The organism is Helicobacter sp. NHP19-012 (assembly GCF_019703325.1).
GTDB lineage: Bacteria > Campylobacterota > Campylobacteria > Campylobacterales > Helicobacteraceae > Helicobacter > Helicobacter gastrofelis.
This window is the reverse complement of record NZ_AP024819.1, coordinates 1,280,666-1,302,985: the sequence shown is the minus strand read 5'-3', so window position 1 is coordinate 1,302,985 and position 22,320 is coordinate 1,280,666. Positions and strand designations below refer to the sequence as shown.

Annotated in this window: 19 protein-coding genes and 3 pseudogenes; 10 read left to right on the top strand and 12 right to left on the bottom strand. The window is 41.5% G+C overall.

Going from position 1 to position 22,320, the window contains the following annotated elements:
- The first annotated feature begins 45 nt into the window (after nt 1-45).
- Complete coding sequence (locus tag K6J74_RS06650; protein WP_221271593.1) at nt 46-1,284, top strand: DUF2130 domain-containing protein; 1,239 nt, start codon at nt 46-48, stop codon at nt 1,282-1,284.
- 5 nt (nt 1,285-1,289) lie between these two features.
- On the opposite strand, the gene K6J74_RS06645 is transcribed toward K6J74_RS06650, so the two are convergent.
- From K6J74_RS06645 to K6J74_RS06635, 3 genes are all read right to left on the bottom strand, one after another.
- Nucleotides 1,290-1,778 (bottom strand): hypothetical protein, encoded by a 489-nt coding sequence (locus K6J74_RS06645; protein ID WP_221271591.1) that lies wholly within the window; start codon nt 1,776-1,778, stop codon nt 1,290-1,292.
- A 107-nt stretch (nt 1,779-1,885) separates the two neighbouring features.
- Nucleotides 1,886-2,308: a hypothetical protein gene (locus K6J74_RS06640; RefSeq protein ID WP_221271590.1), complete on the bottom strand. Its 423-nt coding sequence runs from the start codon at nt 2,306-2,308 to the stop codon at nt 1,886-1,888.
- Nucleotides 2,309-2,363: 55 nt separating this feature from the next.
- Entirely contained in the window at nt 2,364-3,356 is a 993-nt protein-coding gene (locus K6J74_RS06635; protein ID WP_221271588.1) for an A/G-specific adenine glycosylase, read from the bottom strand.
- A 127-nt stretch (nt 3,357-3,483) separates the two neighbouring features.
- On the opposite strand from K6J74_RS06635, the gene ybeY reads away from it, so the two are divergent.
- Nucleotides 3,484-3,849 carry an rRNA maturation RNase YbeY gene (ybeY, locus tag K6J74_RS06630; protein WP_260321729.1) on the top strand — a complete coding sequence of 122 codons (366 nt, stop codon included), beginning with the start codon at nt 3,484-3,486 and terminating at the stop codon, nt 3,847-3,849.
- A 122-nt stretch (nt 3,850-3,971) separates the two neighbouring features.
- On the opposite strand, the gene tilS is transcribed toward ybeY, so the two are convergent.
- Nucleotides 3,972-4,817, bottom strand: a complete 846-nt coding sequence (gene tilS / locus K6J74_RS06625; protein ID WP_260321572.1) for a tRNA lysidine(34) synthetase TilS — start codon at nt 4,815-4,817, stop codon at nt 3,972-3,974.
- Nucleotides 4,818-4,922: 105 nt separating this feature from the next.
- Here tilS and K6J74_RS06620 point away from each other — a divergent pair, with 105 nt between their 5' ends.
- Both K6J74_RS06620 and K6J74_RS06615 read left to right on the top strand, forming a co-directional pair.
- On the top strand, nt 4,923-6,236 hold the full coding sequence (locus tag K6J74_RS06620) for an NCS2 family permease (protein WP_221271584.1): 1,314 nt from the start codon (nt 4,923-4,925) through the stop codon (nt 6,234-6,236).
- A gap of 973 nt (nt 6,237-7,209) precedes the next feature.
- Entirely contained in the window at nt 7,210-7,572 is a 363-nt protein-coding gene (locus K6J74_RS06615; protein ID WP_221271582.1) for a tetratricopeptide repeat protein, read from the top strand.
- A 542-nt stretch (nt 7,573-8,114) separates the two neighbouring features.
- Here the strand turns inward: K6J74_RS06615 and K6J74_RS06610 are convergent.
- Entirely contained in the window at nt 8,115-9,380 is a 1,266-nt protein-coding gene (locus K6J74_RS06610; RefSeq protein WP_221271580.1) for an RNA-guided endonuclease InsQ/TnpB family protein, read from the bottom strand.
- A 69-nt stretch (nt 9,381-9,449) separates the two neighbouring features.
- On the opposite strand from K6J74_RS06610, the pseudogene tnpA reads away from it, so the two are divergent.
- The 3 genes and pseudogenes from tnpA to K6J74_RS06595 all read left to right on the top strand — a co-directional run bounded on the left by tnpA (nt 9,450) and on the right by K6J74_RS06595 (nt 11,458).
- Nucleotides 9,450-9,877, top strand: a pseudogene (gene tnpA, locus K6J74_RS06605) (IS200/IS605 family transposase).
- A gap of 124 nt (nt 9,878-10,001) precedes the next feature.
- Nucleotides 10,002-10,505, top strand: a complete 504-nt coding sequence (locus K6J74_RS06600) for a tetratricopeptide repeat protein (RefSeq protein ID WP_221271575.1) — start codon at nt 10,002-10,004, stop codon at nt 10,503-10,505.
- Nucleotides 10,506-10,687: 182 nt separating this feature from the next.
- On the top strand, nt 10,688-11,458 hold the full coding sequence (locus K6J74_RS06595) for an HpaA family protein (RefSeq protein ID WP_221271573.1): 771 nt from the start codon (nt 10,688-10,690) through the stop codon (nt 11,456-11,458).
- Between the two features lie 238 nt (nt 11,459-11,696).
- Here K6J74_RS06595 and K6J74_RS06590 read toward each other — a convergent pair whose 3' ends face one another.
- Nucleotides 11,697-12,347 carry a replication initiation protein gene (locus tag K6J74_RS06590; protein ID WP_347709905.1) on the bottom strand — a complete coding sequence of 217 codons (651 nt, stop codon included), beginning with the start codon at nt 12,345-12,347 and terminating at the stop codon, nt 11,697-11,699.
- Complete coding sequence (locus K6J74_RS06585) at nt 12,325-12,681, bottom strand: replication initiation protein A (RefSeq protein WP_221271569.1); 357 nt, start codon at nt 12,679-12,681, stop codon at nt 12,325-12,327. The genes K6J74_RS06590 and K6J74_RS06585 overlap by 23 nt, the downstream gene beginning before the upstream one ends.
- Nucleotides 12,682-14,013: 1,332 nt before the next feature.
- On the opposite strand from K6J74_RS06585, the gene K6J74_RS06580 reads away from it, so the two are divergent.
- A complete protein-coding gene (locus K6J74_RS06580) occupies nt 14,014-14,199 on the top strand; it encodes a hypothetical protein (RefSeq protein ID WP_221271568.1) in 186 nt (61 codons plus the stop codon).
- 250 nt (nt 14,200-14,449) lie between these two features.
- Nucleotides 14,450-14,575 (top strand): hypothetical protein, encoded by a 126-nt coding sequence (locus K6J74_RS08745; protein WP_260321571.1) that lies wholly within the window; start codon nt 14,450-14,452, stop codon nt 14,573-14,575.
- A 69-nt stretch (nt 14,576-14,644) separates the two neighbouring features.
- Here the strand turns inward: K6J74_RS08745 and K6J74_RS06575 are convergent, their stop codons facing one another.
- Nucleotides 14,645-15,709, bottom strand: a complete 1,065-nt coding sequence (locus tag K6J74_RS06575) for a hypothetical protein (RefSeq protein WP_221271566.1) — start codon at nt 15,707-15,709, stop codon at nt 14,645-14,647.
- Between the two features lie 475 nt (nt 15,710-16,184).
- Nucleotides 16,185-17,036 (bottom strand): annotated as a pseudogene (locus tag K6J74_RS06570) (SIR2 family protein); the annotation flags it as partial.
- A 768-nt stretch (nt 17,037-17,804) separates the two neighbouring features.
- On the opposite strand from K6J74_RS06570, the gene K6J74_RS06565 reads away from it, so the two are divergent.
- The gene (locus K6J74_RS06565) at nt 17,805-19,652 is read left to right on the top strand and encodes a hypothetical protein (protein ID WP_221271563.1); all 1,848 of its coding nucleotides are present in this window, start codon (nt 17,805-17,807) and stop codon (nt 19,650-19,652) included.
- A gap of 271 nt (nt 19,653-19,923) precedes the next feature.
- On the opposite strand, the pseudogene K6J74_RS06560 reads toward K6J74_RS06565, so the two are convergent.
- The 3 genes and pseudogenes from K6J74_RS06560 to K6J74_RS06550 all read right to left on the bottom strand — a co-directional run bounded on the left by K6J74_RS06560 (nt 19,924) and on the right by K6J74_RS06550 (nt 22,262).
- Nucleotides 19,924-20,396 (bottom strand): annotated as a pseudogene (locus K6J74_RS06560) (5-methylcytosine restriction system specificity protein McrC).
- 641 nt (nt 20,397-21,037) lie between these two features.
- A complete protein-coding gene (locus K6J74_RS06555; protein ID WP_221271562.1) occupies nt 21,038-21,460 on the bottom strand; it encodes a hypothetical protein in 423 nt (140 codons plus the stop codon).
- On the bottom strand, nt 21,453-22,262 hold the full coding sequence (locus tag K6J74_RS06550; RefSeq protein WP_221271560.1) for a 3'-5' exonuclease: 810 nt from the start codon (nt 22,260-22,262) through the stop codon (nt 21,453-21,455). The genes K6J74_RS06555 and K6J74_RS06550 overlap by 8 nt, the downstream gene beginning before the upstream one ends.
- Nucleotides 22,263-22,320: the final 58 nt, after the last annotated feature.

Here is a 22,320-nt window from a genome sequence, read left to right as displayed (position 1 = left end):
CCTTTTGTGTTAGGATAGCCCTTTACTTTTGGCTAAAGGACACCTATGCAAACCCTCATTTGCCCCCACTGCTCTAAACCCATTGACGCTAATGATGCGCTCTTAGCCCCCTTAAGGGAGCAGTTTAAAAAGGAGGTGGAAGACAAACGCCACGAATATAAGCAGGCATTTAAAAGACTTGAAGAGCAACAAGAAGCCTTTGATAAGAAGATGCAAGAGGGCATTAACCAAGCTTTGCAGGAGCAAAAAGCTCGACTAGAGGCTGAGGCAAGTGCCCAAATGGCACAAGAGAGGGCAAAAATGCGAGCGGACATTAAAGCCCAAATGCAAGCCGAACAGCAAAACGCCTTAAGGGCAATGGAGCAAGAGTTGCAAGAAAAATCTAAGCAACTGCAAGAATTGCACGCCCTGCAAGCCAAGAACGCTAGACTAGAGAGAGAAAAAGAGGAAATTAGAACAAAAATCGAGGCAGAAAGTGCCTTGAGTCTAACCGCCCAGCTAGAGGAGGAGAAGGCGAAACTACAGGCTTTCTTTGAGGTGCAATTCACGCAGTTAAAGGAGGAGAACCGCAAGCTCAAAGAGGGGATCAGCCAAGTGAATAAGCGGGCGGAACTCACCTCCCAGCAACTGCAAGGCGAGGCACAAGAATTAGCCATTGAGGCGTATTTGAAAGCCCAGTTCCCTAAAGACACCATTGCCGAAGTGCCAAAGGGGCAGAAGGGGGCGGATTGCTTGCAGAGGGTGCATAATGAGAGGGGGGTGTGCTGTGGGGTGGTGTGCTATGAGAGCAAGCGGACTAAGAATTTTAACCACGAGTGGATCGCCAAGCTCAAGGCGAATATGCTGGAGGTGGGGGCAGATGTGGGGGTGTTGGTGAGCGAGGCGATGCCTAAGGATTTGGAGCGTATGGGCTTGGTGGAGGGGGTGTGGGTGTGTAGCTTTCAGGAGTTTAAGGGGCTGAGTGTGGCTTTAAGGGAGATGGTGGTACGGGTGCATGGGGCGTATAAGAGCCAAGAGAATAAGGCGGATAAAATGCACTATCTTTATGACTATCTCACTAGCCAAGAGTTTAGCCAGCATGTGCAGGGCTTGGTGGAGAGCTTTGTCGCCTTGCAAAGGGATTTAGAGGATGAAAAGCGGGCGATGGAGAGGCTTTGGAGCAAAAGGGAGAAGCAGATTAAAAAAATCTTATCCCATGTCAATAAAAGCTACGGCTCTTTAGAGGGCATTGCTGGACTGGACATGCCAGCAATGCCGGCGTTGCAACTACCGGCTGAGGGGTAGGGGGGTTAAAGGTCGAGTTCTAGGTATTGCAAAGTTCGCTCACCTAGCCCAAAACTTTGCCCCGCAAAACTTTTACCTTTGATTTTCAATGTGCGTGTGATGAATAGCCAAAGTGGGATATGTTTAAGTGGTTGGTTATTTTCGTCCATAGGTTCTATTCCAAAAGAGAAGTCTATAGACGCAAAACAAACAATCTTGCCAAAATCGTGGACTTGTGTTTGTAGTGCATGAAAATCTAAAGTGATTTCGCAGATCTCGGTGTATCTGTCCATGCTTAGCATGTCGGCTAGTTCTTCGATAGTGCCGGCAATTTGTAACTTTTCTATCCATGCCTTTTCAAGCTCACTTGCCTTAAAGACAGGGCTTGCTAACAAATAAAATAGGAGTGCTCTAAAGGCTTGTCGGTCGCCATTTTTATTTTTTGTGAGTGCTCCTAAATGGTCTGCAATTTCGTTTTTGTCTTTTCCCAAAAAATCCGCATAACCTTTAAGCAACTCTTTTAGGGTCGCCTTGCCTGTTACTAAACCTTTAGCGTTGAGAAGTTTATATTTGAGTGCCTCATAATCCCACGACCTTTCTTCAAGTGTTTTATAGTGGCTGACTAATGTTTCGCTAGGCTGCGTTGGGGTTTGCGTGTGAGGGGGGTAACTAGGGCATTTTGCGTGATAGTGGGGATTAGGGCTTGTTCTTTAGGGGCAAGGGGGATTAAGGATTGGGCTTTAACTTCAGCTTTTGCCCTCTCTTGCTCTTGGGCGTGCTCCTCTAAAATGGCACTGATTGTTTCTAAATCCGCCTCAATGCCAAAGACCCCACAAAGGGCATTTAAAATTTCTGCGTCCTCTGTGGCATTAATGGCTTCTATGCCTTGTAGCTCGTTTTCATACCCTCTTGAGCGTAACCAACGGCTTAAAGTACCGCTTTTGTAGTGCTCCAAAATGTCTAAGAGATTAAAATGCTCTTTCAACTGCTCTAAACTCGTAACTTTAACTCCATCGCAACTTAGGGCAAACTTGGCTAATTTCATGGGCTCTCCTTAAAAAATAAGACCTATTATAGGATTTTTTGCTTTAGCTTGTGGCTTAAAGGTTTAGGATAGGCAAGGTGTGCATTATTTTAAGACTCAAAGAACTTTTGGGGGTGTGTTTGAAGTCTTGTAGGGGGATTTTGACTAGGTTGGTGGGGTCTAGGTCTGCTAGAGTGGCTTGGTAGATTTTAGCACTTAGGCGGTATTTGGTGTAGCTGTGGCGCACTTGGGCTAGTAGGGGCAAGTTAATATGTTCTTGTTCTTTAAGTAAGGGGAATTGGTGCAAGTGTGCGTATAGCCCCTTTTTGGCGCAAGTTAAATATAAAAACCCCTCTTGCACACACACACCGTAATGCTTGGTGATGGGGGTGCTTGGGGGCTTTTTTGCCACGCTAAAACGCGTTAAATTGTGTTTGCCCTTGCAGGCTTGTTGGAGGGGACATAATAAACAAGCGGGGTTAGCGGGGGTGCAAACAAGTGCGCCTAAGTCAATCAAGGCTTGGTTATGATCAAAGGGGTTTTCTTGGTTTAAAAACTCTAGGGCTTTAACTTGCAAGAGTTTGGCTAGATTTGGGCTTTTAGGGTCTATGCCAAAAAGGCGCAACAGCACCCGGGCAACATTGGCATCCACCACCCCCACCGCCTGTTTGTAACCAAAGCATAAAATCGCATTGGCGGTGTAATCGCCCACGCCCGGCAAGGCTCTTAGGGCGTTGTAGTCATTGGGTAGTTCGCCCCCGTGCAATTCACAGCAAATTTTGGCACTCTTGTGTAGATTCTTTGCTCTTGCGTAGTAGCCTAGCCCTTGCCACAATAATAAAACCTGCTCTAGCTTGGCTTGGGCTAAGTCTTTGAGAGTGGGCATGGCTTTTAAAAAAGGGGGGTAGAATTTGTCTAACACCACGCCTATTTGGGTTTGTTGGGACATGATTTCGCTGACATAGACTTCATAGGGGGCGTTTTCACCCTTTAGGTGGCGGATAGGCAGGTCTGTGCGCCCGCTGGTGGCGTACCACTTTAAAAGGGCGGTGTGGTGGGGTTTAAACATATTTTGCGCTCCAAAAGGTGCTATTATAGTGTTTTTCTCTTAAAGGGGTGCTATGGAGTTTCAAATCGATTTAATCGATGAAGTGCAAAGTGGGCTAGGGGATTTAAGGGCGCACTTAACCCCACTTATGGCGCATTTAGGCAAAAAGGGGGGGGTGGAATTGGTGTTAGTATCTGCTGAGCGCATACAAGAGTTGAATCATTTATATCGTGGGTTCAATAAGCCGACAGATGTTCTAAGCTTTCCCATTTCCATGCCCTTTAATGATTTTTTAGGCAGTGTGGTGGTGAATACCAAATTAGCTAAAGAAGAGGCGCAAAAGCGTGGGCATAGCCTCTTAGATGAGGTTACGCTATTGTTCTTGCACGGCTATTTGCACCTACTAGGCTACGACCACGAAAAGGACAGCGGAGAGCAAAGAGCCTTAGAGCAAGAGATCATCAACACCTTTAACCTACCCCCTAGTTTGATTGTGCGGACTGAAAGTCTTTAAGTGTTGCTAGAGTGTTTTCCCACTCTTGGCTAAAGAAAAGGGGACGCACCAAAGGGGGGATCTGTAATTTACGGCAAGCCTCTTTAAAAGGTTTTGGCAAGCTGGGCTTAGCCTCCAAAGCCCTAGCCATATAGACAAGCCCCCTCCACACCCCACCACAAACCCCCCACGACCCCGTTAAAGTTATTTTGTGCTAGCTCTAGGCGTTGTTTGGCACTTAAAACATAGCCTAGTTTTTTAAGCAGGCTATCTATGTAGTAGAGATTTTGCCCCCCCGCTTTAAACACAAACACGCCCTTAAGCTCAAGATAGTTTAGGGGCGGGTAAAGGCTTTGTTTTTCTAGCTCTAGGGCTTGAAAACTGCGCACCACCCCCCTAGCCCCCATCAAGTCTAAAAAAGGCGTGGCTAGGCTATGGCGGATTAGATTGCGTTTAAAGCGCAAATCGTTGTTTGTGCTGTCTTCAAAGTAGCGGTGCTTATGGGCGTGTAGATAGTCTAGTAGGGCAGCCTTTGGGGTGTAAATTAAGGGGCGCACTAGGGTGTAGTTTGTGCGTGGCTCTAGGGCACTAAAGCCTAGCAGGGTTTGCAAACTCGCCCCCTTGGCTAGTTGCATCAAAAACCACTCTAATTTGTCGTTCAAGTGGTGGGCTAAAATTAAATGCGTGTAGCCAAACTCCTTTATCAAACCCTCAAAGAAAAGGTAGCGTGCTTGGCGCCCCTTGGCTTCTAAATTGCCCCCTTGTAGGTGCACTTTTTTTACATGGACTTTTTTACCATGCCTTGCCCCTAACTCTTTGGCATAGGCGACCTCTAAACTTGCCTGCGCCCTTAACCCATGATTTAGAATCGCTAAATCAAAGGGCAGTCCCCGTTCCAAGAGTAAATAAAACAACGCCACGCTATCGCCCCCCCCCGAAAAGCCTAACAGTCCTAGCCCCTCTAAGCCCTCTAAGCCCTCTAACACCACTATTTAAGCCCTATTTTAGTTTGCTTCAATACAATGCCCCTTATTGTTGCTCCATTTACCCTAGATTAACTTTAACCCATTCTACAAATAAGGAGCAACCCGAGTATGTTAGCGTTTTTGTCCAAGTTTTTCCACTTCAAAGAGCGCAACACTTCGCTAGGCATCGAGACCCTAGCTGGCTTGACCACTTTCGTAACCATTTCTTACATTGCCATTGTCAATCCCGCCGTGTTGCAAAAAGCGGGCATGGATTTTGACGGCGTGTTTGTGGCGACCCTGCTAGCCACCATTGTTGGCACTTTGATCATGGGGGTTGTGGCAAATTATCCCATTGCCATCGCTCCGAGTGTGGGCATGCACGCCTATTTTGCCTTTGTGATCGTGCTTGGCATGGGCATTTCATGGCACACCGCCCTAGGCAGCGTCTTTTGGGCTTCTTTGATTTTCTTAGCCCTGTCCTTGACGGGCTTTAGAGAGGCTTTGATCAAGGCGATCCCCACCTCCCTAAAAGCGGGCATCACTTCAGGCATCGGGCTTTTCATCGCCTTCATTGGCATGCAAAACGCCCATCTAGTCGAGCCCTCCAGCGCGACCATCATCACGCTAGGCAACTTCTCTAAGCCCATCGCCTATATGTCCTTAATCGGGCTGTTTGTTACCATTGTTTTATTAGTGCATCGCGTCAAGGCGGCGATCTTCTTAGGCATTTTGATCACCGCCCTTTTAGCCCTGCTCTTAGGGCATTTAAAACTGCCTGAGCATTTGTTTGAATTGCCTAAGCATTGTGATAGCACCTTTTTTAAGCTAGACCTCTTGGGGGCGTTAAAACTCGACCTTGGGGCGGTGATCTTCACCTTTTTTTTAGTCATGCTCTTTGACACCACGGCAACCATGATCGGAGTGGCGCAACAAGCCAATTTAATGCAAGGCGATCGCTTCTTAAACGCCAAAAGTGCGCTTTCTGCAGACGCGATCGCCAGCGCAGTGGGGGCAATAGCCGGCACTTCACCCACCTCTACCTACATTGAATCGGGGGCGGGAGTGAGCGTGGGCGGGCGCACGGGCTTTACTTGCGTCATTGTTGCCTTGCTCTTTGCCTCTTTAATCTTTCTAGCCCCCCTAGCAAAAGCTCTAGCCAGCGTGCCCGCCATCACCTCCCCGGCCCTCATCATTGTGGGCTTTATGATGATGAGCCATTTGGGCGAAATCGATTGGAATGATTTAGAAGAGGCCCTGCCCGCCTTTTTCGTGTTCTTTTGGATCCCCATTTCTTTTAGCATCACTAATGGTGTGGGCATCGGGCTCATTGTCTATCCGCTCATTAAAATTGTTCTAGGCAAGTTCAAGCAAGTCCACCCCTTGCTCTACCTCTTCGGGGCGTTGTTTGTGGTGCAGTTTGTGATTGATATGCACGGGTGATTAGATAATGTTGCGTAGCCAGTTTTATGAGTAAACTCGCACACAAGGGGACCATTGCCTTAGAATAAATTGAGTGCAAAATATGGGGTAATCTAAGCTCCAAGTAAATGGAAACGAAACGACTAGGGGGATTTTCTAATCCCTATATTTTAGCGAGCGTTGGTGGCAAAGCCGTATCTCAAGGATGACAAGGCTAATCTACTCCACACTTCACTAAAATCAATCTTGAAAAAAGGATTAGAGAATTATGAGTAAAAACAAACAAGATCCAAAGCTCACAACTTGCAGTGTATTGATTAGAATACAAGAGAGTTAGACAATAAATCTCACACCAAAAGGCTTAAAACCATAGAATCCAAAGGTCAAGAACGCACCTAAATTATCAAAGTGAAACATGGTACAGATAATTTGTAATTTTTAATTGACAAGTTAAAAAAGATAACAGATAATTTTATTAGTCTAAAAGTCTAAAATGAATACCTAATCCATTTTAGAATATATATCCAAGGCTAAGCATAAAGTAGCCAAATTGCAAAACATTTGCAGATGCAGAGCCTTTTACTATCGAAGTGGGTATACCTCAACTATGTTTAACCTAGAAAATTCCATGCAAGACTTAAATCTCGACTTTGATCTTGCCAAAAAGTAATGGGGCGATCGAGTGGCGGTGGGTAGTGGGGCGTTTCGTGAGCATTCTTGACTTTTGTGGAGAAGTTGCTGGAGTATTTCCACTTTGAAACTTGGCGAGAAATGGCAATCGCTTTTGGGATTTAGATCGGTATTTTCTTCACAATCCGCACTATCAAAAAATAGTATATAAACATGAAAAATAATATGAAAACATAAAAAAAATGCTATAATGCACACTGATAAACCTTAGAAACTTTGGCTTTCTTAAAGTTTCTTGGCTTGTTTGATTCTTAGAAACTAGGGGTTTGACATATGCCTAAGAAGCATAAGTGCGTATTTTGAAATGGCTGTGATCACTTGCGCTTGTAGAGATTATAACAAGGCTAAAGATCTTTACTCTAAGGCGGGAGAGTTAGCCTACGCCCGAAAATGCTATCGATTGGGGATGTTGTATTTTAAGGGTGATAGCGTGGTGGAAGACAAGGATATGGCTTTTAGCTATTTCCTCAAAGCCATTAAACACGGAGAGGCGAGAGCCTATCACTCCTTGGGGCTTATCTACCAATACGGGTATGGAAGATCACAAGATGTAGCTAGAGCCGTGAAGTGCTTTCAAAAGGGAGCAATGATGGGAGATGCTCTTGCACAAGTTGCTTTGGAAAAAATCTTAAAAGGCCATGCACGCTATCTTATACGAGCAGCGTAGTGGCTCGTATTGTCTTGTTTGTCTTCGTGTTGCAGTTGGTTATTGCCATGGGGAGCTCTGCGCTTAGTGCCTAACTTGAAGGGAGATTGAGCACTAGGGGGTTTTCCGTATCTTGTCTGTAACCGCTTGTAGGTGTTGAAGAGTTCTTTGCTCCAATGGTCGCGTTGGTTGTCATCTTTATATTGTCTTAGATACCGCAGCCGATTGATTTTTTACGCTAATGCGTTGTATTTTTCTTTGCGTTTGCCACACTTAAAATAACCACCATAAAACTAAAACCAAAAGACATTAAAGCATGGTTTTTAAGAAAATGGTGGGTCTGGGAGAGTAGGTAGGGGATCTGAAACGAGAGTTTGCATGCGCACTGCAAGATAAAGCATTTTCAACTTTTATGGGTATTTTTGGACTAGGCTGGGTAAAGGTTCGTATACAAAATACATAATGCAATTACAGCGTAGTATGAACTATGACGCACTGCGCGTAAATTGTACACAAATTGGCTATAAATTAGCTGCTAAAGTAATAAGATTCTATATAGTGAATCACCCACCCGCTAAAGACGGGTGGGCTTCTTGCTTCAACGATCCATAACTAGCTATATCCAGTATGTAGCCATACTTGGTTACAACCCCATCAGCGGAATCTCCACAAGCGTAACTTCGGGTCATCCCTACCCTAGTTTTATCTACCTTGATAGCGTGTCGCTCATCTAGCATTCCCAAAGCATAGTTTCTAATGTTGATGCTAGCATTGAGGTCTCTGTGATGGTGTGTTTGACAACAAGGGCAGACAAAATTTCTAATATGGAGTGGCTTTTTACCGGTATTGCTCCCACAGGTCGAGCAGATTTGAGAGCTAGGGAAGTATTGGTCAATTTTGATAAGGGTTTTACCCTTCCAACCAGCCTTATATTCTAATAGACTAATAAGCCTAGACCAGCTGGCATTGGCAATGCTCTTAGCTAGTTTGTGGTTTTTGACCAAATTCCTAACTTTCAAGGTTTCTACTGCTAGCAAATCGTATTGATTGGTTATCTCATTACTGATTTTATGTAGGTAGTCCTCTCTGCTATTGCTGATAGAGGCGTGGATTTGTGCCACTTTCTTTGCTTGTTTTTTTCTATTACTAGAACCTTTGAGTTTTTTAGACAATCTCCTTTGCGCTTTAGTGAGTTTGGTTTGTAGATTCTGGAAAAACTTTTTATATGGGTAGAACACGCCATTACTGGCGATGACTAAAGACTCTAAACCCATATCTAAACCCACAGCTTTTCTGATAGTTGTGGGTTTAGGTTCAGGCTTATTGTCCTCATAACTGACAGAGAGATAGTATTTATCTGCTACACAAGAGATAAACCCCTGTTTGACGATAGAGTTTGTAGGCAAATGCCTATGAAACTTGGCTTTAATAGCTTCTTTGAATTTGGGTAGCTTGACTTGGTTGTTTCCTAAATCCATCTCTAAGTGTTGCGGGACACAGAAAGATTGCTTGGCATACTTCTTAGATTTGAATCTAGGATAATCTGCCAGCTTAGAGAAAAACCTATCAAAGGCTGTTGTCAGCTGTCTTAGTGCCATCTGCAAGCTTTGCGAATTGCATTCACTTAGATAAGCATAAGACTCTTGTTTTTTGAGAGTAGTAAGCACCTTTTGCATGCTGAAGTAATTTTCTTTAATGCCTAGTGCGTATTGCTTTTGGCGGTATGCTAAAAAGTAATTATAGATCACTCTAGCACAACCAAAATGCTTGTGTATCAAGGTTTTTTGTTCAACACTAGGGTAAATTCTAAACTTTATTGCTTTAAGCAATTTCTTACGCCTTAACTATTTTACATTATTATAACATAATTTTATAAAATATTTTTGAGGTGTAGAGCTATGAAAGAAAACCATTACAAACTCAAAGGCTATTTATCCACAAACAGGAGCAAACATAATCTAAAAGCCCATTTGATTTTAGTGTGTAAATACAGAAAAAAGTTGCTCGTAGGAGATGTGGCTATTTTTATAAAGTCTGTGGTTGAGGAGATAGAGGAAAGTTCAGATTTTATCATCATAGCAATGGAGACAGACAAAGACCATTTACACTTGATGATTCAGTATATCCCTAGAGTGTCTATCAGTTCCATCATCTTGCGCATCAAGCAGATTACCACTTATAGGGTTTGGAGAGAACCAAGATTTATCCCGTTCTTGCGCAAGCATTTTTGGAAAGAACAAAAGTTTTGGACAGATGGATTTTTGCCTGTTCCATAGGAGAAGCTAACCCAGAAACTATCAAAAGATACATAGAAAATCAAGGGTAGAGGGCATTCATCCCACCCGCTAAAGACGAGTGGGATTTCTGCCGGAGAGTTTTAAATCAAATGATTAACTCTCTTGGTTCTTTTTTGGCTACAATAGGTTAACTTTTCTTTCAAAGGAAAGAAAATGGGAGAATTTCTAAAAGTTTCAAGTCGGATGGTCTTGTTGGCTTTGTTGTGTTTGAGTGGGGTTTATGCAAATGAAAAAGCAGATCGGTATCTTAGGGTTGGTTTGGAAGCCCATAAGCATAAAAACTACTTGAGAGCTCTGCGGAATTTTCAAGAAGCAGCAAAATTAGGGGATGCTAAAGCTTCTTATAATTTGGGCTTAATGTATAAAAAAGGGGAGGGCGTTTCCAAAAAAAATTATCTTAGAGCTCTACAATACTTTCATAAAGCAGGAGATTTAGGAGACGCTAGGGGTTATTATAATCTAGCGGTAATGTATAAATATGGCACCGGAGTTGCACGGGACGCAAGGATGGCACGCTACTATTTTCAAAAAGCCTGCGATTTAGATCGTCAAGATGGTTGTCGGGATGTTGAGGGTAGTGAGCCTTATCAAGATCAGAAGATGGGTTCAGCGAAAAAATCTTCGGGGTGGTTTCAATCGATTTTCCAGGAAGATTAGCTTCAAAGAAATAGCTAAACACGGGATTAAGCGGAGTGGGAGATTTGCAAGTGTGGGGCATACATAAAGTAAATAGTTAATGTTAATGTGGGCGTGGTTTCGTATTCGTGGGGCGTTTTTAAACAAAATTTAATGAGGAAAATCCTAGAATCCAAAATTTTTAACTAAATTGAAGGAGTTACATGCAAAAAACAACGAAAGGCATTTTATCGGCGTTAGTGGGGGTATCCTTTGCGCTCTCAGGTTGTGCAACAGACACGGGCGCAAAACCCACGGCCAACCAAGCTAAAAAACATGCAGTCGCTAAGAAGAGCCCTGATTCTCTAAACTTTAACTACCCAATCAATATTGAACAAGAGGGTTCTAACAACCACACCATTGCGATCTTAGCTCCTAACATCCAAGCGGGTGAAAATGTTCAACCCTACATCGAGCAGTTCCAAGCTGCTTTGGTGAAACAAGTCCAAGAGATTCTTGAGAAAAAAGGTTACCACATCATACGCCTTGCATCCACACAAGATTTAACAGCTGAGCAAAAAATGAACATTTCTTCCATTTTAAAAATTAGAGGGTGGATGGGGATTTTAGAAGATGCGGACATGGATACAGAAAACCCCGAGAACACCAAGATGAACGGCGCAGTGGATCAAAGTGCAGGGGCTGTCATCTTTAAATTCTTTGAGCCCAAAACGGGGCGCACCACGCACAACTTTGCCATCAATGTGGGCGCACAGCGGGCCACCGTCTATTTTTATTCTCGGCAAACGACAAATTCAGGGGGATTTGCAGGCGCAAACTTAGAGGGTGTCAGTGAGCCAAACAAAAACCATAAAGATGCTGTCCATAAAATCCTCGGCAAAATGTATGGAGTCGTGGTGCGAAAGTTAGTGCATTGGGTTACAAACACCGATTTAGAGCGGTATAGAAAGGCGATCGATCAGATTAAGAAATAGTTTTTCTGTTTGCCATCAAGCCACTAAAGCAAACTTTGCAAGGTGGGTTGCCGGAGCGACTCGACCATTATCCCCAAAGAGTGCAATTAGCTCCACTTTGTGGGTGGCTTGCACAATGTGGTAGTTTCGCTGTATTTTGTCAATGTATTGGACTCCAACCTTAGTGTTTCCAAAGGTGAGGAGAGTAAAATAGAATAGGTCATATGTATTTTGGGAATTTTTGTTATTTGTCCCTTCTCTAATCTCCCCACGCAATGGTTCTTATATCACTTTTGGCTTGCTCTCTGTCCTTGCTGGTCTTGGTGATGGGCTCAAAGTAGAATTGGATATGGGTGATGCGATTGCCCATGCCCTTGGTTTTTATCTTTTCATAGCAAAGGTTCTCAAAATGGGGGAGCTTTTGGAGTTCTTGGGTGGCGGGCTTAAGCATGTCCCTCTCAATCACTTCAAGCAATTTAACATTTTCAGAAATCCCCATTAACTCCCTAAACTTTCTCCACTCCATTTTAGGGGGCACACCTATGCTTTTCCATTGCTTGAGTAGGCGGTAAAGGGTCTTAGCATATTTGCCACTGATATTTTGAAACTCTACGAGCTCAAAGCAGGTGAAGTTGCCATGGAGGTAGTTGAGTAAGTAGCCAAAGTAAGGCATATTCACTTGGATTTCCATGCTCTTGACTTGGGTTTTCTTAGTATCATAGTAGTTGATACAAAACTTTCTAAAGAGCATAATGTTCTCTTTAGCATAAGGGTAGAGTGCCCAAAAACTAGCGGTTTTAATGTTTTTCCAAAGTCTTTTGACAACACCACTAAGATCGCTGTGGCTAATCTTAACCGCATGGGTCATTGTTCTAATCTCATCAAGATCAAAAAAACACCAAGAGCTCATCTTGTCTATCTTTGAGCTTGTGAAAGATAGCAAAGAGTAAATTCGCTTCTAATGTGCCTAGTTTGCCTAGGGATACAGAATTGACATCGTTGTGAAAGGTTACATACTTCTCAGCGACGGCTGTGGGGATTGTGGGGGTATTTTGCGTGATGACTTCGGTTGTTATGGGTTGTTGTTGGGCTGTTGGTGGTCTTGTTGGGAGGTTTCTGTTGTGGTGGTGGGGGTTGCTGGTTGCTGCTCTAGGGTGTTTGTGGTAGTTGCTTGATCTTGATCTTGTGTGGAGCTTGGAAGTTGGGGGGGTTGTGAAGCTAAGACTAAGAGTTTTTGTAGACATTCAGCTTTTTCTTGCTCTAAAACGCCCTTAAGTACGGCATTAGTTTCGGTATTAATTAAGGCTTGTAACCCGTGTAGTTGTTGTATCAAAGCTTGTTTTTGTTGCTCTGGACTCACAATTTTATCCTCACCTTTCCCGCTCTGTTGTATATATTTTAAGCTTAAATGGTTATATTAGTGCGGATTTTGCCCCCTATTACTCTCCGCAAACCCCCTCCCACACGAAGCCCGCGCCCCCCCTAAAAGATTAAAAAAGCGAAGCTTTTTAAAATGGTTAAAAACCTGCGTGCGAGAAAAACTTAAAAATGGCGGAAATTGCAAAAAATGGTGTTTGGAGCTTACAAAAATGTGAAAAATTGGACATGCGTGGCATGAAGAAGATTTTGAAGTGAGGATTAGATTTTTGGTTTTGAGGCATTCGTGATTGTGGGGTAATCATGTCTTTGGAAAGAAAAGGTGAAAAAACGAATCGATCAGGATAATTATGTCTCTGGAGAACAAGACAAAGATAGGAAATAAAACAAAGATAGCGTTAAAATCGCTTTTAAGGGGTCGTAGAGCAAAAGTTTAGGGGTTGGTAGTATCAAAGCGGTTGTGAGACTTGTAGAAATAATTGCTTCACAAGCGTTTCTAAATCTCCAAATAATAACTAATCGATGTCATCATATAACCACTGAGGCGCAACATGAGGTGGATGTGCTTGCCTGGGTTGTATCCATAAGTTACTCCCAAGCTTTGGGTGTTGGCTCTAGGCGCAATGGGGTCTTTTTTTGTCTTTTAGGCGATTAAAAGGCTAAGGAATAGATTGTTTTCAAGCCCACCTAGCATGCCTAGATTGACTTTGTAGATGTTGTTGTACATGATAATCTACCCTCGATTGGCGATGCTTAAGTCTTTTGCTAAAGTAGGCACTGGAAACGAATTTACTTTTTACAACCTTTAATAAACTCAAAAGATAAACAAGATGAGCCTCTAGTGTTTAATGTAGATGATATTGGTACGATGGTAGGAGCTGAAACCAAGGTGAGTCTTGACAATCTCTCTAAGATTGTTGAAAAGCTTTGGAAAAACATTCGTGTGGCTAACTTTTGGATTCTTTCCCACGCACTAAAGAGAACATCATGTTCTTTAAAAGATTCCGTATCAACTACAACGACACTAAAAAGACCCGGGTTAAGAGCATGGAAATCCAAGTTAATATGCCTTACTTTGGTTACTTTCTCAACTTTTTGAATGCTAATTTCACTTCTTCGAGCTTTTAAAGTTTCAGAACATCTGTAGTAAATATACTAAGATCTTGTATCGTATTCCCAAGTAATGGAAAAGCATAGGCGTGCTTTCTAAGATGGAGTGGATGAAGTTTAGAGAGCTGATGGGGATATCCGAAAAAATTAAACTAGTCCGCGTGATCGAATATGAGATTCCTAAACCCGTCCAAGAGGGATATGAGTTTTTAATCAAACACTACAAAGATGGCCAAGTGTTTCAAGAGAAAAGTACCATCTTTCTTAACAAATAAGTTTATTAGAACAAATAGTCCAATCAGGTTATCAAAAAAATAAATGAGCAACCATAAACATTGCGACACACATTAGAGCTACAAGAATGCGATGGCTTGAAAACCTCGTGGATATACCCCCAAACCAAAAACGCTGTCAAAAGTGATTGTAGAGCTAAAAACTTGGATGAAACAAAATCCACACCTACCCAAAACGATTTGGTCGCAAATATTGAAGCAAAACTAGCCGAGTTAGCCAAAAAGGACTGCGATGCTTTCTGCACGCACTACATTAAGACACCTTGAATATGTGATCGACCATCTCACAGAAATACACGAAAAGCAAGCGCAACACCAAACCCAAGAAACTATGCTTGCTAGAGCCTATAAGGCTTGAAATTCGATCCTATGCAGAGCGCCCACTAGAAGTCACAATATCTTAAGACACATAAATTGCATGGAACTGCTATTTGTTTAGTTCTTCGGCTAGCTCCTCAAGCCATGCGCAATATTTTGAGCTCGCCTTAGTTTGCCTATATTTTTTCCTATTGTTTAGGATGTCCTGCAATTTTTCTTTGATTGCCTCTTTGACATCCTCATTGTTGGATTGGTAAAGGGCTTTGATGAGGGGGAGGAAAGGAGGGTTGTTTCTGATTTCTATTGCTTTAACTTTAAAGTTTTTTAGGTTGAGAGGTGGTTTTGGAGTAGGGCTAGATTCGCTAATTTTGTTAAACCTCCTAATTTCGCTAGTGTCAAATACACAGACATATTTGCGGTTTCGATGGATGGTATCTAAAAAGTCGATAATCAGATTTTTGTGTGTTGCATCGATCCTTTGTATCTTTCCTAGTATCATTGGAAAAATTGACTCCGCTGCCATACCACAATCATTCAATTTCGCCTTATTTTCAACAAAAAGATTAAGAAAAGATAGCACCAAATCTAAACATTTGTGCCAATTGAGCGTATCATTCTCAAATTGTCCGAATATAAATTCTTCAAGTTGACCATAATGAGTAGAACCCATCCAGCCTTCCTTGATTTTGTCATTAACTTCCTCTAATATCCTCTCAAGAGTGTTTTGTTCGAGCGCGCAATGTGATGCCAGTAAAAGGAAGTTGTTAAACCACTCGCTGTTTCTAGATGTAAAACTTCCACACCCTTTGAAACTATGACAAATATTTGTAAAAACTTCCTTCAAAAATTCCTGATCGATTTTAATCCGAAAAGCCGAATAATTAGCAAAGTGTATTCGAAAAATATCACATAGTTCCGTAGTGTAAAAATACCTAATGCTGTAACTAAAAATTTTTTCATTTACGGAGAATTCACCAAAACTTGTTGCACACCAACAACACTCAAGGGTTCTTATATAAATAGCTCTACGTTCTTCAGATCTTGGAATGGCCAGACAATTGCCAATTCTGTTCTGATCAAAATCTTGGAGTACGCGTAATGCCTTTTTTGAGCTGGAGTCTCTGTGATCGTGAGAAAAAGGGATTCGGGCTCGATTGTTTCCATGTAAAACCAATCATTTTCTCTATACGAACGTTTTTTTAAAATTCGCATTAGATAATGATATATCTCGATAAGTTGTTCATCAAAGCGACTTTGAAGATGAGTAATGAAGGTTATTTTGTTCATTTCATCTGATGGTAACCCTAAGAATTTTTCCTTCCACTCACAAAAGTCTTGTTCGCTGTACTTACTAGGATAGAATCTAATGTATCTGTTAGATTCGCTTAAAAACCATATTTTTAACTCTCTATTTTTAAGAGCTTTTTTGATATTTTTCTATATAGTGGGTGGATTTTCTCTATATCTTTGTCATCGGTGTGGTTTTCAAAAAGTAAGAAACATTTCAAAAGTTCGTTTTTGAATGATGCATTTTTGAATATCGTTAAATCATCGATCTTTTTACTTAATGCGCTAAAATCAAAATGTGTAAGGATATTATCTATTTCCCTTATCTCTTCACTGTCTAGAACGAATGCTGTATCATATCTCTTCTCTTTTTTGATTTCGTCAAAGAAATTTTTTAGTTCACTTTCATGCCCTGAATTTTCATTTTCTGCCTTTTTATCAAAGAACTCACTAAGATATAAAACATGAATATTTTTGTTTTCGTAGAACCTAAATTCAATCGGATCAAATGCAGCATTTGTCTTGATGAAATAAATCGTCTTTACACCATTTTGACCCCGATCTTGTTTTGCATTGTTCGAGTGAAAATTCACCCAAGAAATGATTTGTTTGACATTTGGATCACCTAGAGAGTAGCCAACCAAGATAACAACATCTGTGGAGAATACTCCCTTGATATAATTCTCAATGAGTGGAAAATTCTGGCTGTATTCTAAATAGTCTTTTTCGCGGAAGACAATATTTTCCCTATCTAAGCTTCCGTGCATCTTGATGAATTTTGGCCAACCCGTGGGAGTTCTAATTTCTGTATCGGTCTTTATGACATCAAAAAACATACCTTCTTCATCAATGGCCTGTTCGAACAGATTGTCCCAGTTTGTCGTGATAAGATTTTTAGGATTGAGTTTGACAATTTCTGAATGTAGAACATTTGGTTTGGCACGACTAGTGATTAGATTTTTTAATTTCTTGTAGTAATTGATATGTCCATTCTCATTAAAAAATTTTTCAGCAAGAACAAGAGGGTCTTCATTTTTTTCTACGCCATAAATCTCCTTTGCAAGGATATCTATCAATTTTTTCCATGACGGCAACCCAGAACCAGCACTGATTCCAGCACCAGCGAAAATGCTCAAGTAGTTTTCATCGTGCGCTTTTCTAATATTCTTTAGTGATTCTTTAATGAGTCTTTTGTATTGATCGTTGTCGCTCATAAAAACTAATATACTCCATTTTTTACATGAAATCCAATGACCACTTCAATCATGGGGTGTTTGGGCGGATTTTAATCAAAGGGGAAAGAATTATGTACAAGTAGGCACAAATAAGCATTTCGGTAACAAATTGATCCAAAGATCACTTTTGCATCCCCATAGAATAAGAAATTTTTACACCACATAGTCATTTGTTCTTTTACAATTGTGTGATTTCTATGATCAAGATCAACGTGTCAATGTGATGGATTTAGAACGCTTTAAGATTGCTACAATCGATTTTGTGGGTATGGAGTACCCCTAAACTTGCGCTCTATGACCCTTTAAAAGTGCTTTAACACTATTCACTTTATCATTTCTTTTTGTCCTACTCTCCAAGGACCAGATTGTCCTAATTAATCAGTTTCTTCACACTCCCCAAATACGTGATTACCCCACAATTGTAGATATTCTAAACCAAAACCCTAATTCTCACTTCAAAGCCCTCTTTTGGGGGTTTGGGGGCTGACCCACAAGAGTGCAAGTTTGGCTTGGCTTCATGTTAGACTCTTGTGCTTTGGGGTTTTGTTTAAATCCCTGTTTCTGGTTTATATAGTAATAAAAGCAATATATGTTTATTTTAGTAACATTTTTTAACTACTTTAGGTCCTTTAATTTAAATATTGACATTTTTGAAACATTTTTTAGTTAAAACTGCGAATTTTTTGTTACATTAAGTGCAATCGAGATGTAGACGGTTAGCTACACCTTGAGAAATGGAGGTCTTTCATGGAAAAACGCAAACTCTATCAAAGCTTGTCTGTGTGCTTGTGTGTATCCTTGAGTCCTTTGGCATGCGAGGATATTCGCAACGGGTTCTTCATTGGCGGTAGTTTTGGGGCTAAAAACGAGGTTCTTTCTACTTACCAGGATGTCCCCACATCCCCAAATACAATAAATAAATCGGTTGCTAGTAGTCTTTCTCCTAAGAATGCTAAATATGCTAAATATGCAGATTTATCAAGCATGGTCCAGCGCTCTGATGTTACATCCTTGCAAGCTGTGCTTAAAAAGGATTTGCAGAAATTAGTTCAAGCTTTAGACACTCTCAATACAGAAGTGGCTAAAGTGGGGGTTAGTGATAAAGTGCCCAGCACTCTATCTTCAATAAATGTTGCTGATAGTGTGGGCAAGTGCAATGAGTTGCAAGAAAGAATTGAGGCAGAAATCCAAGCCCTTCAGGTCGTGGTGAATGTTGCAGGGATGCCAGCAGATACAATAAAAGCTAATCAAGAGATCATCGAGCAGTATTCCAACACTCTAACATCGCTAAGAGGGTTTGAGAAAAAACTCGCAAGCGAGGTCAGTGATTACAACCAGCAGCTCGCTTTAAACAACGAGCAGTACAAACGGGCACAAAGTGTTTATCAGCAAGATAAACAAGCATACGACAATAATTTTGCGAACTATACAGCTAAGCGAAATAAGCTAGTTGACGATCTTAAGAGTGCTGCTGCACGCGATGCCAGTGTAGATGGTGTTGCTCAAGTCCATGATGACCTAAATAAGCTAATAAATGCGGATCCGCATTACAGAGAAGGCACACCTAGGACGGATTATCACATAGCCATGAATGAGGGAGGTTCTAGAGTTATCAAAGTGGATGGCTTGGGAGAGTCTGTCTACAACCATGGTTTTGAAAGAGCTTTCTTAGGTTTATTGGACAAATTGCATGTTAGCAGGGATCTGCATGATCTGAACTTGTTGGGGCTTGTTGCTTGTGAAACTTGGTTTGTAAGTCAGCTTGATGAGATAGGGAAGCTGAGAGACCCAAGCAGGATTGCATATTTAAAAGGGCAACTTTCTGAGGTATATAGGACTAATTTTAGTGTTGCTCGGCAAGTTTTCACTGGTAGTGCATACACAACCGTGATCCCCACCGCTGACTCTGTGTTCAAAGCCCCTACTGTTCCAAGCGGTAAATTTAGCTTTTCATACATAAACTACGCTACCGGTATCAAAGATGCTAACACAGTCGCCACCATTAAGGCTGTAACAAGCGTGCCTACCCAGCATACAACTTCAAGTGCCGTCCATGCTAATTTAGGCAGTTTCGTGGACACTATCAATGGGGCCTCTAAATTCTATTCCAATGTGGGTTATAACACGAGTTTGATCGCTGGGTACCAACATTTCTTTGGCCGCCGTCTAGGGTTTTCTATGCAGGCAAGCGCAGGATATGAGTGGATGCGAAGCCCTCTCTTCCAAAAAAACCTCGTCTTTAAGCGTATGCAAGGTGCGCAGGCGACTCTAGGAGGGGATTTCCTCTATGATTTCAAAGCCCCCGCAACCCAAAGTGGTCTTTATTGCGGTCTGTTCTTGGGGTTATTGGGAACAAATAACCACTATTTTTTAACTACAAGAACTCTCCAGACGCATTGGAAGTATTCGTTTAATCTCCATTGGAACGCAGGGCTCAGATTTCAGGTTGGAAACAATATCCTTAGATTAGGTGTGAGCAGTCCTTTGATTCATAGGACGATCGATTTACAAGCGGGGTCTACCCATTTTCTTGTCCATGAAACTTTCCATAACTTCAACCTCTATGCTTCCTACGCAGTGCTGTTTGGAAACTAGAAAGTCGTCTGTGCTCAGTTTTTCCGAGCAGGACACTAGGTTGTTTTTATCTATATTTAAGAAACTTTAAAATTTTTCAAAAGAAGCGTTTTAGTTGCTTTAATAGAGCTCCAAAATCGACAAAATCAAGGCGCAACATAGATTGACCTTGGAACAATATTTAAGGTGAAATAAATGTATTGCATTTTGGGGTCAGAAAACATATATGCTATAGCGGTAAAATAGAGCAAGGTTTCTAAGACCACTGCTGCAATTACCCGTTTCTTGTCTTTTAATTCAATTCAATAGATGCATATTTGCTCGCATAAGCCCACATTTGGTAACGATCTTCTCGTGAAATCTTTTCTTGTCCTTTGATGATTTTCCATTTGGTGTCTAAAATCAAAACTTTCTCTTGGTTTTGAAGTACAATGTCTGGGCGTAACTCAAAGTAATCCTTAAAATTTTTATCCCTTGCGAGATATTTTGCATTTTTCTTTTGCAAGCCCACATGGTAATCTTTTAAACTTCTTTTTAACCATTCCCCCACAAAGACTCAAAAAGCTCCTCCATAGGAAATAAGAGAGTGTAAGCTCGGCTTTTTCCACTATAAGGAGTTAAAAATTTTCGGCGTAAGAAAAGATCACACCATGCCAAGAGATTTTTATATTCTCTAAAACGGGTGGCATGCGCACTTTTAGCAAAATCCGTATTGATGTCTTTGCTAGCATTGATTTCATCAAAAACAAAGTAAATCTTATTCAAAGGGGTAAATGTGTGCTGCTGACATGGGAGAATTGGTTTTTTAAGCGAGGTTTTTTAAGGGTGGCTAGGCAGTTGTAAAACTTGGGGGTTAGGCAGAATATAGTTGGTTGGTGAACTAGACTGGTGCGTTTTCAACTTATAAAAAAACAGCCATACCACAATCAAACCTTTTGAATAACCAACACAAGAGATAATGGTCATGATTTGTTTTTAAACAAACGAACTAGGGGTCTTTCTAGAGTGTTTTTTTGCAAGATATAGTGTTTTTGACTTTTGGCCTACCTTTTTATGAAAGTTTACTAGATTGCCTAGAAAATCCGTTTGGTTTTGTATGTTTGTATGCTAATTTTTAGGAACACGAGTGTGGCACTGTATATGATAGTACATGCTACTATAATGGCGCACCTATGGATAACGCCTAATCTTTTTAGGTACAATGGTCTTAGGTTATGTTTATTAGCCACTCTTGTGCAATAATTCCGTTTTTCCAATCCTTACGCCTTGCTTGTGCCCATAGTTGCAAAACAATCACAGAAAAAGCGAAAACCATGGCGTTCTATTGATCTGATCTAATAAATTCTAACTCACAAAGTTAGACAAAAACACAAAACACGGAGGCACGCCCAAACTAAGGATAGAGATTAATAGGTGCAAACGGCAAAAATGATTAAAAACTCCAACCTCCCGTGTATTCTAACGAAACTTTTTGTATAAGTGCCTTTGTCGGTAACAATCTCCACTTCTAAAAACTGGGAGGGGTCACATTTTAGGCGATAGGCGATTTTTTGTGCATATTTTAAGGTGTGGTTAAAGAGCGGACCTTTCTCAAATTTTTCTTTGAGATTATTCCCGACCTTACGCACAATTGTGCAAGAATTACCCCGGTTGGGGATCACCTTTTTTATCAGTACATCCTGATCGTTGAGTGAGACGATTGTTAAAATCGTGCGATCTAACATCGTCCCAATCATCTTACCTCCTTGGGGTTTGTAGGTGATTTCAAATTGCAAACTAGAGGCACTGAGTGCGCTCACAAGACTTAAGGCGAGTAAAGTTTTAAACATGGTCTTCCTTTTGGATTTCTTGGGTTAGTTCGGCTTCAAGAGCCTCAGTAAAGATGGGGGTGTAGGGTTGTTGTGCGGGTAAATTATCTTTAAGAGAGTGCAAAAGGATTAAGTAATTCTCTTCTGTGATTTTACCCTGACTCACAAGGTACTTGAGATAGAGCCAATAGGTGTTGAGCACATCGCTTTGGCAATAGCTATTGATGCGCTCAAGCTGGGGAGACTCTTGGTAGAAAAGTTTATAGACTTGATCCCCACTCACATCAAATTTGCCGGGTAGCCCACACATGGCACAAACCCCATCTAAACTAAGCCCTTTGGCCGGACCAAAATGCGTAAAACTATCGAGTAGATCCGTGTGCCACTCTTCGCTGTAGCGGTAGCGGTAGTTCTCCCATTTGCTTTTTTCGTTGTAAAAGGCGTGGGCGTTTAGGTTGTAAGCTAAGGCCTTTAGCATTAAAAGGGGCAAGTCAAACATCCGCCCATTAAAAGTCACGAGCTGGGGCTGGTGCCTATTGAAAAACGCCAAAAAATCCGCCACAAGAGCCTTTTCATCACTGCTCCCCTTGCCAAAATTGCCAACACTCTTAAAAGATAAATCCGGCTTGGCAATCACGCAAGCAATGCTCACAATCTGGTGAAAAAACAAAGGGGGAAAGGTATTTTTATACTTATCTTCACACCACTTAAAAAAATTATCACAAGTTTGTAGAGAGTCATCGCTGACACATTCAGGGCAGTGCTTGGCAATGAGGGCGAGACTAGGCACCGTTTCAATGTCTAAAACATAAATGGGAGGCATAGCAACCTTTGTAACGGATTACAATGCCTATCCTAACTAATTTTTGCAAACAAATACC

Excerpts from the sequence above, each read along its gene's own strand:
- K6J74_RS06650 (WP_221271593.1), top strand. The coding sequence starts at position 46 with ATGCAAACCCTCATTTGCCCCCACTGCTCTAAACCCATTGACGCTAAT.
- K6J74_RS06640 (WP_221271590.1), bottom strand. The coding sequence starts at position 2,308 with ATGAAATTAGCCAAGTTTGCCCTAAGTTGCGATGGAGTTAAAGTTACG.
- K6J74_RS06635 (WP_221271588.1), bottom strand. The coding sequence starts at position 3,356 with ATGTTTAAACCCCACCACACCGCCCTTTTAAAGTGGTACGCCACCAGC.
- ybeY (WP_260321729.1), top strand. The coding sequence starts at position 3,484 with ATGGCGCATTTAGGCAAAAAGGGGGGGGTGGAATTGGTGTTAGTATCT.
- K6J74_RS06620 (WP_221271584.1), top strand. The coding sequence starts at position 4,923 with ATGTTAGCGTTTTTGTCCAAGTTTTTCCACTTCAAAGAGCGCAACACT.
- K6J74_RS06615 (WP_221271582.1), top strand. The coding sequence starts at position 7,210 with ATGGCTGTGATCACTTGCGCTTGTAGAGATTATAACAAGGCTAAAGAT.
- K6J74_RS06600 (WP_221271575.1), top strand. The coding sequence starts at position 10,002 with ATGGGAGAATTTCTAAAAGTTTCAAGTCGGATGGTCTTGTTGGCTTTG.
- K6J74_RS06595 (WP_221271573.1), top strand. The coding sequence starts at position 10,688 with ATGCAAAAAACAACGAAAGGCATTTTATCGGCGTTAGTGGGGGTATCC.
- K6J74_RS06590 (WP_347709905.1), bottom strand. The coding sequence starts at position 12,347 with ATGAGCTCTTGGTGTTTTTTTGATCTTGATGAGATTAGAACAATGACC.
- K6J74_RS06585 (WP_221271569.1), bottom strand. The coding sequence starts at position 12,681 with ATGTCTACAAAAACTCTTAGTCTTAGCTTCACAACCCCCCCAACTTCC.
- K6J74_RS08745 (WP_260321571.1), top strand. The coding sequence starts at position 14,450 with ATGCTTTCTGCACGCACTACATTAAGACACCTTGAATATGTGATCGAC.
- K6J74_RS06565 (WP_221271563.1), top strand. The coding sequence starts at position 17,805 with ATGGAAAAACGCAAACTCTATCAAAGCTTGTCTGTGTGCTTGTGTGTA.
- K6J74_RS06555 (WP_221271562.1), bottom strand. The coding sequence starts at position 21,460 with ATGTTTAAAACTTTACTCGCCTTAAGTCTTGTGAGCGCACTCAGTGCC.
- K6J74_RS06550 (WP_221271560.1), bottom strand. The coding sequence starts at position 22,262 with ATGCCTCCCATTTATGTTTTAGACATTGAAACGGTGCCTAGTCTCGCC.